This window comes from Fictibacillus barbaricus (genome assembly GCF_014635025.1).
In the GTDB taxonomy this organism is placed as follows: domain Bacteria; phylum Bacillota; class Bacilli; order Bacillales; family Fictibacillaceae; genus Fictibacillus; species Fictibacillus barbaricus.
Window position 1 is genome coordinate 1,007,222 of record NZ_BMCE01000002.1, and the last position, 13,345, is coordinate 1,020,566.

17 protein-coding genes are annotated in these 13,345 nt (G+C 41.5%); 7 read left to right on the forward strand and 10 right to left on the reverse strand.

Features of this window, described 5'->3' with window-relative positions; translation table 11 throughout:
• Nucleotides 1-131 precede the first annotated feature (131 nt).
• Nucleotides 132-1,022, forward strand: a complete 891-nt coding sequence (locus IEV52_RS14610) for a DUF4240 domain-containing protein (RefSeq protein ID WP_188403243.1) — start codon at nt 132-134, stop codon at nt 1,020-1,022.
• A gap of 60 nt (nt 1,023-1,082) precedes the next feature.
• Here the strand turns inward: IEV52_RS14610 and IEV52_RS14615 are convergent, their stop codons facing one another.
• From IEV52_RS14615 to IEV52_RS14630, 4 genes are all read right to left on the reverse strand, one after another.
• On the reverse strand, nt 1,083-1,757 hold the full coding sequence (locus IEV52_RS14615) for a hypothetical protein (protein ID WP_188403244.1): 675 nt from the start codon (nt 1,755-1,757) through the stop codon (nt 1,083-1,085).
• 195 nt (nt 1,758-1,952) lie between these two features.
• Nucleotides 1,953-2,456 (reverse strand): DinB family protein, encoded by a 504-nt coding sequence (locus tag IEV52_RS14620; RefSeq protein WP_188403245.1) that lies wholly within the window; start codon nt 2,454-2,456, stop codon nt 1,953-1,955.
• Nucleotides 2,457-2,587: 131 nt separating this feature from the next.
• A complete protein-coding gene (locus tag IEV52_RS14625; RefSeq protein ID WP_188403246.1) occupies nt 2,588-2,896 on the reverse strand; it encodes a hypothetical protein in 309 nt (102 codons plus the stop codon).
• A 26-nt stretch (nt 2,897-2,922) separates the two neighbouring features.
• Nucleotides 2,923-3,750 carry an aminoglycoside adenylyltransferase domain-containing protein gene (locus tag IEV52_RS14630; protein WP_229754302.1) on the reverse strand — a complete coding sequence of 276 codons (828 nt, stop codon included), beginning with the start codon at nt 3,748-3,750 and terminating at the stop codon, nt 2,923-2,925.
• A gap of 285 nt (nt 3,751-4,035) precedes the next feature.
• Between IEV52_RS14630 and IEV52_RS14635 the strand changes: the two genes are divergently transcribed.
• From IEV52_RS14635 to IEV52_RS14645, 3 genes are read left to right on the forward strand one after another with little or no spacing between them, the layout of a single operon-like run.
• Nucleotides 4,036-5,583, forward strand: a complete 1,548-nt coding sequence (locus tag IEV52_RS14635; protein ID WP_188403932.1) for a spore germination protein — start codon at nt 4,036-4,038, stop codon at nt 5,581-5,583.
• Between the two features lie 32 nt (nt 5,584-5,615).
• Complete coding sequence (locus IEV52_RS14640) at nt 5,616-6,707, forward strand: GerAB/ArcD/ProY family transporter (protein ID WP_188403248.1); 1,092 nt, start codon at nt 5,616-5,618, stop codon at nt 6,705-6,707.
• The gene (locus IEV52_RS14645; RefSeq protein WP_188403249.1) at nt 6,704-7,852 is read left to right on the forward strand and encodes a Ger(x)C family spore germination protein; all 1,149 of its coding nucleotides are present in this window, start codon (nt 6,704-6,706) and stop codon (nt 7,850-7,852) included. The genes IEV52_RS14640 and IEV52_RS14645 overlap by 4 nt, the downstream gene beginning before the upstream one ends.
• Nucleotides 7,853-7,898: 46 nt before the next feature.
• On the opposite strand, the gene IEV52_RS14650 is transcribed toward IEV52_RS14645, so the two are convergent.
• Nucleotides 7,899-8,087: a hypothetical protein gene (locus IEV52_RS14650; RefSeq protein ID WP_188403250.1), complete on the reverse strand. Its 189-nt coding sequence runs from the start codon at nt 8,085-8,087 to the stop codon at nt 7,899-7,901.
• Between the two features lie 192 nt (nt 8,088-8,279).
• Between IEV52_RS14650 and IEV52_RS14655 the strand changes: the two genes are divergently transcribed.
• Entirely contained in the window at nt 8,280-8,699 is a 420-nt protein-coding gene (locus tag IEV52_RS14655; RefSeq protein WP_188403251.1) for an SRPBCC family protein, read from the forward strand.
• Nucleotides 8,700-9,029 carry an ArsR/SmtB family transcription factor gene (locus IEV52_RS14660; protein WP_188403252.1) on the forward strand — a complete coding sequence of 110 codons (330 nt, stop codon included), beginning with the start codon at nt 8,700-8,702 and terminating at the stop codon, nt 9,027-9,029.
• A 64-nt stretch (nt 9,030-9,093) separates the two neighbouring features.
• Here IEV52_RS14660 and IEV52_RS14665 read toward each other — a convergent pair whose 3' ends face one another.
• The 3 genes from IEV52_RS14665 to IEV52_RS14675 form a co-directional block, all read right to left on the reverse strand.
• Nucleotides 9,094-10,095 (reverse strand): DUF3231 family protein, encoded by a 1,002-nt coding sequence (locus IEV52_RS14665; protein WP_188403253.1) that lies wholly within the window; start codon nt 10,093-10,095, stop codon nt 9,094-9,096.
• A 79-nt stretch (nt 10,096-10,174) separates the two neighbouring features.
• Complete coding sequence (locus tag IEV52_RS14670; protein ID WP_188403254.1) at nt 10,175-10,741, reverse strand: CBO0543 family protein; 567 nt, start codon at nt 10,739-10,741, stop codon at nt 10,175-10,177.
• 59 nt (nt 10,742-10,800) lie between these two features.
• Nucleotides 10,801-11,226, reverse strand: coding sequence for a VOC family protein (locus IEV52_RS14675; RefSeq protein WP_188403255.1), 426 nt, complete (start codon nt 11,224-11,226; stop codon nt 10,801-10,803).
• Between the two features lie 121 nt (nt 11,227-11,347).
• Here IEV52_RS14675 and IEV52_RS14680 point away from each other — a divergent pair, with 121 nt between their 5' ends.
• Nucleotides 11,348-12,295: a helix-turn-helix transcriptional regulator gene (locus tag IEV52_RS14680; RefSeq protein ID WP_188403256.1), complete on the forward strand. Its 948-nt coding sequence runs from the start codon at nt 11,348-11,350 to the stop codon at nt 12,293-12,295.
• Nucleotides 12,296-12,343: 48 nt separating this feature from the next.
• Here IEV52_RS14680 and IEV52_RS14685 read toward each other — a convergent pair whose 3' ends face one another.
• Both IEV52_RS14685 and IEV52_RS14690 read right to left on the reverse strand, forming a co-directional pair.
• Nucleotides 12,344-12,829, reverse strand: a complete 486-nt coding sequence (locus IEV52_RS14685) for an SRPBCC family protein (protein WP_188403257.1) — start codon at nt 12,827-12,829, stop codon at nt 12,344-12,346.
• A gap of 26 nt (nt 12,830-12,855) precedes the next feature.
• Nucleotides 12,856-13,341, reverse strand: a complete 486-nt coding sequence (locus IEV52_RS14690; RefSeq protein ID WP_188403258.1) for a DinB family protein — start codon at nt 13,339-13,341, stop codon at nt 12,856-12,858.
• Nucleotides 13,342-13,345 lie beyond the last annotated feature (4 nt).

Consider the following 13,345-nt stretch of genomic DNA (forward strand, 5'->3'; position numbering starts at 1 on the left):
GCTGGTGTAAAGGTTGTATATAAAAAGCGTTTAAGAATTTTTACAAAGAAGTGCCCCCATAAAATTTGAACAAGGACACCTTATACGTTTTGAAGAAATAATGGACAGCAAAAATTTCAGGAGGAACGAACATGTTTAACTTTAAACGAAAAGCCAGAGTCTCCGCTGGAGATATCTTTGCGGTCGGGCTGCCTGACGGCCGATATGGTGCGATCCGAGTTATGGATCACGATGGCCGCTCTTCTATGATCGCTACCACCCCTTATATGGATAAAGCACTTCCAGACATTGAAAATGAAATATTAAAAGAAACGCTAGTACAAAATCGTTTCTTTTTTGATGGTGCTCCAGCTGTATCGAGAGTTGATGGAAAGCCCCCAAAAGAGTTGATCTACATCGGTAACATGAAGGTGAAAAATAAAATGATACGCACTGATTACAGTGGGGTCTGGGATAAAACAACAGGTATCGAAGCGTATTATGAATGGCGTTGGATCCATGATAGAGAAAACTTTGAGCGAGAAGTACGAGAAGACGAAGAAACGATGGAAAGAGAAGCAAACGCAGAAAACCAAAAGCCTAAGAAGATGATGAAGGAAGAGATGTTTTGGGATATTATCTCTTTCATTGATGAAGAGGATACCGAACCAGCTGTTACGGCATTAGCAAAACTCGGAGTTCGCAGTATCAAGCAGTTTGAAGAAGCACTTTCCTATAAACTGTTTCAATTAGATACAATGGAACACGCGAGAAACATAGGCATCTATTCTTATGACGAAACAAAAGACCATTTCTCAGTTGATCTGTTTTTGTATTTCCGTTGTGCCGTTATTGCGCAAGGCAAAGAATTTTTTGAATCAGTACTTACAGACCCTGCCTTAATGCCTAAAGGTGACACATTTGAACCGCTGCTCGATCTAGCTGCTGACGCTTTTGAAAGACGTACCGGGAAAGATTTTGATTATGATCCGGGATGTGATTACGAGACATTTTCCAATGTAAAGGGGTGGTGGAAAGCATAAGCATAATCTATGTTGATGGAGAAAATCATAAAGCATACAAATAATATCAAGCCCAGCAATTTAATAAATATATCTATATGTCTCTAGATCGCCATACTTGATAACAGTTTTAAATGGTTCCCCACCCTTTTTTTCATTTAAACTAGCTTTTAACTGATCAAACTTAATAGAGTAATGCTTTTTGTCTAGGAACCCTACACTTCGTATCGTTGGATGTTCTAAAATCGGTGATAAGTCGCCCTCTAACACATTAGTATCAACAAATCGAAAGTCGATCAGATTGGGAAATTCATGAAGAAAATCTAAATTCTCAAGATTCCCGCAAGAATTAAGACATAAAACACGAAGGTTCTTCAGAGAGAATAACTCCTTATTTGGGCGAAATTTCTTTGACTGATTAATATGCAAATGTTCGATCGTATTAGCTAATTCGGACAATCCTAAATCATCTTGCAGTTTGGTAGAGTAGTGCAATTCTAATCTCTTTAATTTTGGATATTTTCCAATCCCAATGAAATTATGTATATTAGACCATGTTAAATCAAGATAGGTAATACTTAGAGGAATATGTAAATCATCTAAATTAAACATTTTGCTTTTGTAGTGCCTAAGAGTTAAATATTCAATACCTTGCAGATTTGACTGATTTAATTTCACTTTTTTTAAATTTAAGTCAGCCTGAAGATCATCAGGTATTTGTTCAAACCAAATCGTATTATTTCTCCAATTTTCCATAGTCCTTCGCACCTACATTTTTATTTGCATATATGTTGTATTACGCAATTTAAGAAAAAACACAGCTTGATACGCACGGGGGTCTTGCAGATCTTTTTATATGCTATGTTATTTAATATTGATAAACAGAAAAAATTAAAGGAAACCCAAACTTAAAAGGTTTCCTAATCTTTGTTAAAGTAACGAATCAATTTTTTAAAGCGGCGGATTTTCCACACCTAAATGAGCCCAATCTTCTTTTGGCGGTCCGTAAACCCCAAAAGGTTTTATCCCTGCTTGACGCATAAGTACTGTAATTTGTCCACGATGATGTACAATGTGCTTGATTAGTCCCATTAGGATTGTAGCATTCGATTCCTGTCTTCCAAAAGCTTGTTGTATTTGCTTTAGAGATTCATCTGTCCATTGTTCTACGATAACTTTGGATGCATTAATACTTAAACTTTTGAAGGTTTCAGCAATTTCCTTTGCTGTGTTTGGTACGTTTTCTGCATTTTCTATTTGTTTTATCTGCAACCCAAAATGAGCTAAATAATCTGGAATATTTGTTGTGAAATGCCACGCAATTCTTCCTAAAGTACGGCCTTCTGGATAAACTTGTTGTTTTAATGAATCATCTGTCAAACCGTCCAAAACGTTTTGAGTTAATATAGCTTCCTTGTTCCATTCTTTGATGAAGTCTGAAATTGTGACATACATATATAATTCCTCCACAATCTTTTTAATATCTTTTTTCAGAAATAAACTTCGATAGATCTAAATTTCGGGTGATAATTCAGATATGGATTATATATTCCAGGTGATAAAGGGGGTTTCCTTCATCGATGTGGTTATTTCTTCTCCAAATATACAAACTCATCTACTTTGTTCATGGAAGATGAAGCATTTAAAATCTTCCATCCTTTTAAGCGACTCCCACACTGGAACTTAATAATGTCATCCGATTTCAATCGGATCTCATGTGTAGCGCTCTCCACCCAATCGATCTTAAGCTTTACGACATACTCACCTGGTTCCTTATCAATATTTATGATTTCTCCATCTTTAATCTCTTCCACTTTGTTGTCATTGATATAAATATCAAATTTTCTCCACTTGCTCATCCACTGACTCTCACGTTTAAAGACCAATTGAGCCATGCATTCCCCATCCTTCTCTTTAAAACTTAAAGATTATTACATTCCTTGATCATGTAATTCATAAACTTTAAAACATCCCGTCGTCTTTTAACTATTGAACCATATAATGAGAACTTATTTCCGTTTCGGATTCGTAAGGCTTCACGAATGATTTTGTGATACTCTTCGGGAACCGTTCGTAACGCGTACTCCCCTCCTCCCATTTTTGAAGTAATGTCTTCTTCACGTATGGAATAGTAAAGCCGTGTAACTCCAAGGACTCCCCACTCAATCATCCCACTACTCACAAATAGACCCGGAAATTGAAGGGATCTGACACTTTCACACCTTTTCACCCAGTTCAGCCAATAGCCGTTGATGTTTTCGATCAAGCTCGCCTTCAATCCTTTCCAGTCCAGAGGTAAACTATAGGTTTCAATTGGAAGTCCCCTCACAACGATGCCGTACATTTTTAACTGGAAGGCATCGATCCAGTTCCTGTGAAAAAGCCGATATCCTTGAAGTTTTCCTTCGTTAAAATAAGGACATCGCCCGCCTTCGTTAGTCCCTTCAAGATCTTCTCTCCTTACATACATGCCATCTAAGCCCGGCTTCGGATACTTCCTTTTCATTTCCTGATGAATTTGCCTTAACGCTTCAACCTCGGCTTCTGTAAGCTCCCGTTTTACAACGGCAAAAAAGTCAATGTCACTTAATCCTTCCTGATGAGCATTTATCGAAATCGATCCAAAAAGATAAAAGGATTCCAACAGGTCAGGCAGTCTTTCGTCTGCGATTTTTAAATAATCGTCTAATGCCTCGCTCACTTTTGCCGGTATCTTGTTCGGTTGAATGGTTGAAACAGAATGCTTCATAGCCGTTAGCCCTCTTTTCATGAACATTCTCGTTTATATCATTTTAGCATATTTATCCAGTTGGAAGTTCACGCCAATTTTCTGGTTATTAATACCTTGCATTGGAAAATATAAGATGGAATAAAAACTTGTTCGATTTGAAGGGGATCGTTATGGTGAAAAAAGTACTTAGTTTCCTTCCTGATCTGAAGGTATTTGTAGAAGGTTTATTCTGTTTTATTGTCCCGTTCGCGATATCAAAGTTTTTTAAGTGGATCAGTTCGTTGGAGAAAGTGTGAACACCGCATGAAAAGAAGAAGAAAATTACTCAGGAATGAAGAACAGCAAATTGAAAGTAATGAAGAAACCATTCTATCCTGTTCCGATGAACTAAGCGGGGACCTTTCGATCGATCTAGGCTTTATCCACCAAGAGATTGGACAAAATTCGGATGTTCATGTCCGTGAGCTAAGGATAGGGCCACGGAATATCAAGGCTGCCATCATTTTTATCGATGGTTTATGTGATTTGGGCCAAATCAACAACAATATCCTGAGCAGTTTGATGTCTGTCGAGGATCATGAATGCCGTGATAACGAGTTACAGCCTCCACTCAAAGAACTTATCACTGCTCATAAACTATCGGTTGGAAAAGTGACTGAGACCACATCCATCAAAACATTAACGACAGACATTATGATTGGTTACGTCGGGCTGCTGGTGGATGGAATGTGTGAAGCCTTTTTACTCGATGTCGCCCAAGCGAAAACAAGGAACATTGAGGAAGCACAGTCCGAACCATTAGTCCGGGGACCGAGAGTCGGCTTCGTTGAGAATTTGTCGGATAATACAGCCCTGTTAAGGAACCATGGCAAAACACAGGACCTCACAATTGCTCGTTTTCAAGTGGGCAGCCGCATAAAAAAAGACCTGGCTGTTGTGTATATAAAAGGTATTGTAAACCCTGAGCTGCTGGAAGAAGTCAAGCAGAGGATCCAAAAGATCAATATTGATGACTTGCCCGAATCCGGTTATGTGGAACAGCTGATTGAAGATAATCAATACAGCCCGTTCCCGCAGATCCAGAACACCGAACGGCCTGACCGGGTGATGAGCGCCCTGCTTGAAGGCCGCGTCGGCATCCTGCTGGATGGCACTCCTTTTGCCTTGATCGCTCCCGTAACCTTTAACATGTTCCTGCAGTCTCCGGAAGATTATTATGAACGGTGGATCCCTGGCACATTGATTCGGATGCTGCGCTATCTGGCCACTTTTATCGCGTTGTTCGGGCCTTCTTTATATATCGCCTTCAGTTCGTTTCATCAAGGCTTGATACCTACGAAGCTTGCGATTTCTATCGCATCAAGCCGAGAAGGAGTACCCTTTCCTCCTTTGATCGAGGCATTGATCATGGAAGTCTCTATCGAAATATTGCGGGAAGCCGGGCTGCGTCTGCCGAAGCCGGTCGGACAATCGCTCGGAATCGTTGGAGGCTTGATCGTCGGGGAAGCAGCCGTGCAAGCCGGTATTGTCAGTCCGATCATGGTCATCGTTGTAGCGGTTACTGCCATCTCGTCTTTTACACTGCCGCAGTACAGCATCGGAATCACGATTCGCTTTCTCCGTTTCGTTGTCATGCTGCTCTCTGCTATATATGGTCTTTATGGTGTGGTGCTGTTCTTTTTGCTGCTTTGCAGCCACCTGGTGAAGCTAAAGAGCTTCCATGTGCCTTACTTAAGTCCTGCAGTACCCTATCAGCTAAATGATCTGAAGGACTTTCTGATCCGTGCACCTCTGTCGATGATGAAACGCCGACCAAAGTTTATGCATACACAGGACGATAAAAGGAAGTAAACACGGAGAATACCTTGAAAGGAGTTATGCCTATGTCTAAACAGCCAATCGACAAGATCACTACACCCCAAACGGTAGTCATCATCAGCAATTTCATCTTAGGGATAGGCATATTGACCCTGCCGAGGACGGTAACCGAAAAAGTCAAAACTCCAGATGGCTGGATCACGATCATCCTTGGCGGGATCATTGCGATCCTTGTCGCCTTCATCATGGTGAAGCTGGCTGGACGGTTTCCAGGTAAAAGCATCTTTCAGTTTAGCAAAGAAATTACTGGAAAATGGATTGGGGCCATCATCAGTTTATGCATCATCCTCTATTATATGGCGCTCGCCAGTTTTGAACTGAGAGCCATGTCCGAGACAACCCGTCTTTTCTTATTGCAGGGTACGCCAAACTGGGCGATCATCCTCCCCTTTATTTGGGTGGGGCTCTATCTGATCACAGGAGGCATCAACCCGATCGCAAGGATGTTTGAGATCATTTTCCCTGTCACGGTTCTTTTCTTTCTTCTCGTGATGTTTTTAGGGATCAAGGTTTTTGAAGTAGATAATCTCCGCCCCGTGTTGGGGATGGGGCTCGGTCCTGTCATGAAAGGATTGACCACCACCTCTTTATCTTTTGTCGGTTTCGAGATCATCATGATCATCTTTATGTTCATGAAAGAACCGAATCGTGCAATGAAAGCTACTTTTATAGGATTGATCATCCCTCTGGTCTTTTACAGCATCACTTTTGTGATGGTAGTCGGATCATTGACAGTCGATGGCGTCGTAACCCAGACCTGGCCTGTCTTAACCTTTATCAGGAGCTTTGAGATCCAGGGACTTTTAGTCGAACGATTCGATTCACTCCTCCTTGTTGTTTGGATCATGCAGCTGTTTGCCACTTTTTCTGTTTGCTATTATGCGGCATCGCTTGGGTTGTCCCAGATGTTCAAGAAAAATATCAATGGCTTTATTTATGGGTTGGCACCTTTGATCTATATCGTTTCAATGGTTCCCAAAAACATAAATGAGATGTTTGAGATGGGTTCGATGATCGGAAATTTCACCCTATATTTTTTTAGTTCAGTCCCTGTTCTGCTTCTTCTTATCACATTGATAAGGGGGAAAAAATCATGAAGAAAACAAGCAGGAAAACTTTTACACTAGGGATGGTTTTTTGTATAAACGCTATACTCCTTACAGGCTGCTGGAGCTATATATCGATCGAGGATGTTAATTTTGTTGCTGGTGCCGCAATCGATGCAGAAAAAGAAGGTAAAATCAGATCCACTCTCCAGTATATCATCCCTCAAACAGGCGGGGGCGGGCAGTCCATGGGTTCAACCACACAACAAGCCTATATCAATGTAAAAGAGACAGGAGAAGCGCTCGAGCCGATCGGGTGGGAGACCACGTTAAAAAGAGAAGGTTCGATATTTGGTGCTCACGAAAAGATCGTGGTGATCGGAGACAAATTAGCAAGAAAGACTAACCTGGAACAGTTGGTCGATCTTTATTATCGGGATATCGATATAAGAGGAAGCACCCTAGTGTTTGTTTCAAAGGGAAAAGCAAGCAGCACATTAGAATCAAAGGAACCAAACGTTATTCCCTCCTTTCGGATATCTGAAATCGCTAACCAGCAGCTTTCGACCAGAATGATAAAACCCACAACATTGATCCAGGTTCTGGGTTATATGGAATCAGACTCAAGCTTCGTGGTTCAACGACTAAGTTCCGAAAATGGAGACACACAGCTCGATGGAGCGGCCGTATTTAAAGGGAAAACGAAAAAACTGATCGGGTTCTTCACGAAAAAAGAGGTTGAGGGGCTGAATCTGATAACCGGTGACAGCAAAAGCGGTTCAATAAGAGCTAAGACGAAACAGCCAGTCTATTACCAGATCGAAGGCTTAAAATCAAAGATTATTCCCCATGTTAAGAGTGGCCAAATATCCTTTCAGGTTCAGGTAAATACGGATGGACGCATAGCAGAAGACTGGAAAACCCCCCTCAATCTGTTCGAAAACAGCGATCTTAAAAAAGTGGAAAAGGACATTCAACAGCAAATTGAAAAATCGATCAGCCATACATTAGATAAGATGCAGAACGACCTTGGTGTAGATGCAGGAGGCTTTGGCAACCAGTTAAGGATCCAGCATCCAAGGCTTTGGGAAAGTGTTAAAAAAGACTGGGACAGCCAGTTTAGAACCGTTCCGATTACAACTAAGGTTGAAGTAAAGATTTCAGACTATGGAATGATCGGTGAGAAAAAGGGATAACACCTAATATTAGAGACCCCCCAGAAAAAGGGGTCTCTATATCCGTTTATTGATTACCCATAGGTTGCTGCTGATCTTGACCAAGTAAGCCAGCGTTTCCCATTCCCATCATGTTGGTTGCAAGAGGAAGCATGTTTTTCATCTTTCCGCCATTCCCGCTCATCATCTGATACGCTGCGATGCCTACTCCAACTGAAGCAATCACCGGCAAGATCTTATTCATGTTTGTTCTCATGTTAATCTCCTTGAAAATAATATTTGGCCACTTTCGTATGACAAAATTAGTTTGGCTCAAAACCATTATAAAATTTAGGGTGATTCTTTCCATTAACCGTTTCATTCCTTATATGCTTGACATAAAACCAAAAGGTGTTATATCATAAACGCGAAACCAAATGGTTATATATTTTTCTTAGGAGATGATTAAATGTCAACATTGCCAGATATTAAACAAACAGCTGTTTTTAATGCGCCGATCCAAAAAGTGTGGGATACGGTTTCAACTGCTGAAGGCATGTCCGCCTGGTTCATGCCGAACGACTTTAAAGCCGAAGAAGGCCACGAGTTTCACATTCAATCCCCTTTTGGCCCTTCCCCTTGTAAGGTGCTCTCGATCGATGAACCGCAAAAGCTTTCTTTTGCATGGGACACGGATGGCTGGGTTATCACGTTCTTACTCGAGGAAAAGGGAGATCAAACCGAGTTCACGCTGATCCATAGCGGCTGGAAGGACGAAGATGCGATTATCGGAAAAGCGAACGAAAAGAGTTCTGTCATCCGTGACCGCATGAACGGCGGATGGGTTGGCATCGTCAATGAGAGACTTAAAAAGGCAGTTGAGGGCTAAGTGGCTGCACCAGCTGAGAAGCATGACGTCTTTAAAGCGATCGCGGACCCTACAAGACGTGAAGTGCTAAGGCTGCTTTCAGAAAATGAGCGGCCCATATCAGAGATCACCTCTCACTTTTCCATGAGCCGGACAGCAGTTACGAAGCACCTTCAGATTTTGGCCGAAGCTGAACTGATATCCGGGCGAAAAGAAGGCCGGGAAAAGATCTACCAGCTCCACCCTGAACCATTGAATGAAGTGAAGCAGTGGCTCTCCTACTATGAGAAGTTCTGGAGCAACAAACTGTCTATACTTAAGAATTTGGTTGAGGAAGATGGAGATAGCTAACGACTTCTAGACAAAAAACAAGCTGATTTTCCTTTGTTGGAGAATCAGCTTGTTTTTTTTACTACTATTTTCTGTTTCGTAAGGCTTCCCTGTCCACGTTTTGCGGGGGCTGCTCCAGCCACCTATTTTCAATCATCAATTCAGTCCCATCATTCGCAAACTGCAGGATTTCAGCCATAAGCCTCGTGTAATGTCCGCCTAAATCCTTCCTAAGGCTGGTACCGATTGCTGTCCCGTATCCTGCCACACTAAGCGCGATTAGACTGTCTATTTGAAACATCATTAGCTTATCGGAAAAAGGCGGTTCAATGGATTGTGAGAGCGTGGAGTCCCATGAGCTCGGCAATGGCACGCCATCCTTAATCAATATATCTCGAAACACTGTTTCATGCTTCGCAGCGATTTCAGTTCCTCTTTCCATATATTTTCTGACTTTCGGCGATTTGGCCGTTTGGGAAAAACCACTTATAAATGTTCTTCCGATCGAATTGGTTTCCGTATTTTTAGAAATATGGGCCAGTTCGATCGCTGTTAAAGGGCGATGCCTGCCCATTAATCCAGACAGAAAAGATTCATCCTGAAGATATTCCGCTTTTTCCATAGGTGAAATAGTCGGAGAACGAACAAATGCCCCTTTTTTTAGCAGCAGGTCACACGAATCATTGTATAGCTTCATAAACTTTGCGGAAATTTCCGAAAACAGCTCTCTTACATCGTTTCTGGCCAATACTTCAAGTAAAGCAGCCGCTGCAGCTGTTCCAGCTGCCGCCATGTATTTTATGTATCTCATGGTGAACAGGTCTGAATATAATCGGCTGGCCTTCAGGTTTACATCTTCTTGTGTAAACCCAATTGGAATAGCATGGTTTTCTTTTTCAAAGATTCCTTTTACTTCGTTCACGACAAATTGACAATTCGTTAAAGCGGTTTGAATGATATCTGTACTGTCAGGGTCTTCATTTACAGCTGCAAAGTGCTGTACGATGCAATAAGCCATGGAATTCTGCATATAAGCACTCCACAATGCAGCAACCTCCGACGATACGAGCTTTGCGTTATGTTCCATTTTACCCAAGACTCCTTCTATTTTTTACTTAGTATGTACAAAATGATCAATAAAATAGATTTCTATGGGACAAAGAAAATTATTTAAATCCAGAAACGGGAATCTGACATATGGTGATTAACAAAATGACATAAAGTAAGAAAAGAAAATAGGCAAAAAACGGCCTTGCCGGATGAACGGTCAATGCGATAAACAAAGCAATATTAAGGAAAAGCGATTCCATTATGCCCCAGTTATTGTCGTAGTTGATATTGTCCAAATAATATTCCGCTATCTCAATGCCTGTAAAAAGCAAAACCCAAAGCATAAGATAAAGTACTTTTCGAAATATGCCTTTATGTTTGGGATAGTAGGTAAAATAAAGTAAGATGACTGGCGGAAAGAACAATACGGCTAACAGCGTATCATTGAGGAGATGTCCACCCAGTTCAGAGGATAAATCCCACAGTGTGTAATTATATGTAATTAATGAAACATAAAAATCCGCAGCAATGATAAATAAGATGGTAGCATGATAGTCCTGCCATCTTTTCCAATCACTTTTAAAAAAAGCGATAATCCACATAATACCTATAATGATTAAACGCATCATAACCGAATCAATCCTATACGATGTATTGGTTCCTAGTTTTTCCATTCCTTTCATTATTAATGCGGAAAACAGAAAAAGCTTAAGGAGGGGCTCTCTCCATAAGCTTTTTTCTATTATTGATTTCTGGCGGTAAAAATTTGAAACATTACCCCAAACTTATCCTTCACCATGCCATACGCCGGGCTGAAATACACTTCCTCCAGTTCAATGATCACTTCCCCTTCTTCAGCCAATTTTCCGTAGATCTGTTGTGCTTCCTCTTTGGTCTGTGTTGTTATACAGATAGAGACTTGGTTGCCTTGCTGGAATGGGAGCTCCAGAAACAGATCGGCAAGCATGACTTTTGTATCACCGATCTGGATCACAGCATGTGCGAGATATTTTTGTTCCGATTCCTTAAACTTTACACGTTCTTCTTCTGGACCTTCCCCGATCGTTTGCTTGAACAGCAATTCAGCACCAAGCACTTTCTCGTAATAGCGGATCGCTTCCTCTGCCTTTCCATTCATTAAAAGATAGGGACTTAACTGCAATGACATTCTGAATCCTCTCCTCACTTTTTTGTAATAAATGATTTATTCCTCATCATTTATCTTATTTTCAGTGTAGCGTATAATAGTGACATAACATGTCACTGTTAAAAAATTCGGAGGAACACGAATGTCTAAAGCGAAACGGTTAAATGAAATGATTATGATGGTGAACCGGAAGAGGCGGTTTACGGTTGCGGAATTGGCACAGGAGTTTCAAGTGTCCAGAAGAACCATCTTGCGTGACCTCCAGGAGTTGAGCGAGATGGGGGTACCCCTGTATTCAGAGGTCGGGCCGCACGGGGGATACCAAGTTTTGAAGGAAAGGATCCTCCCTCCGATCGCCTTCAGCGAGGACGAGGCAGCTGCGATCTTTTTTGTCCTTCACGCCTTAAGACAGTATATTTCCGTTCCTTTTGACGCGGAGTACGAATCGATCAAAAAGAAGTTTTATTTAAACCTGACCGGCAGCATCAGGGATACGATCGATCACATGAAAGACCGCGTTGATTTTATGACTACTGCCCAGCAGGAAGTCATCCCGCATTTAAAAGAGCTGCTGGAGGCCGCCATCCATCAGGACGTGATCACCATTCAATATGAATCAAAAACGAAGAAAAGTGAGCGAAATATACAGCCGATCGGCATCTATGCCCAAGAAGGCAACTGGTACTGCCCTTCTTATTGTTTCGTAAGCCAGGATTACCGTGTCTTCCGGTGCGACCGGATCAAAAGAGTGGAGATCAATGACAAGATCGAGCCCATCGACCTTTCTCACATTCACTTAAAGAACCGTTTTTCGATCCTTAACGAAAACAAAGAGACGTATGACATTCATGTGGAGTTAACAGCGCGTGGTGTTGAACGATTTAAGTCTGTCAGCTGGCCAGTTTTGGTGTTGAACAAAAGAGATGACGGAACGGGATACGTATCAGGCACGTTCACCAAACAGGATACCGACTTTATGGCAGAATTCTTTTTGTCCTATCATAAGGAAGCCCGAATCTTAAAGCCTGAGGAACTGATCCAGCGGACGAAAGAAAAAGTAAATGAGCTGTTAAAACAGTATGAATTGTAATCCATATTAAAAAGCATTCCATCACTTAGATGAAATGCTTCTTCTTTTCTACTTCATTAACGATTCGCTTTCAATATCGTCCATATAAGGTTTTCCCTGCCCGTTCACAAGAAGCTCCTTTAAACTAGAAAGATAAGTGAACCATCCATTCTCACAAACTTGATAGCATTCCAGTTCTTTCGTCAGCCCTTGATGGGTAAAGTGAACTACCGACTCATTCTCTGAAACGTCTTCGATATCAAAACGGATCACTGTTCCTTCCCAATCCCGCAGGTTCGAGAACCCGCTTTTTTCAGGATGCATAGAATCGATCACTTTCCATTCGACGAGCTTAGAAGGGATTAACGATTGGATCTCGGCTTTTACATAGAAACCGGCCATTGGGAAACGAAACTCGGCTATGCTTCCTGTTTCCTGTCCAACATCAGCGAACTGCGTCCACCACCTTCTTACGCCATCTTCTGTGGCAATCGCTTCATACAGTTTTTTTGCGGAAACAGGCAGCCTTAACGTATAGTGAAAATCCTTTGACAATCAAATCCACCTCTTCCTTCTAAAATTTATTTTGTACCTACTGATGATTTAACGGCATGGTTCATCGTTTTGATAATACCAATGTGTTCACTCTCGTGGAAGGAAGCAAAAGAGATTAGTTCACCGATCGTTTCTAACTTAAGTGGTCCTATCGGTAATGGATTTGCAATCTTTTCATCCAAACGTCCTTCAAACGTTTCGCGAACACGCTTCACTTGCTCGGAAAGCAAGGATTTGATTTCCTCAATCGTAGGCGGTGTTGTATTCCAGTCAACTGGTTTAGTCCCCGTATTGAAAAGCTCTCCATAGTTTCGTGGCAGGTTCTTTGTTTCATTGGCAAAGTGAAAAACGATTCCCTCGACTGATGTATAGATATGGCCCAGCTGCCAGCGAAGAGAGTTTGGAAATCCATCCGGGATAAGATCCGCGTTTTCTTCTGTAATCCCCTCTGCCACCTTAAATGTAATGTTCCGTGCAAATTCCAATTGGTCAAAGATCATTTTTTCGTTCATGTTT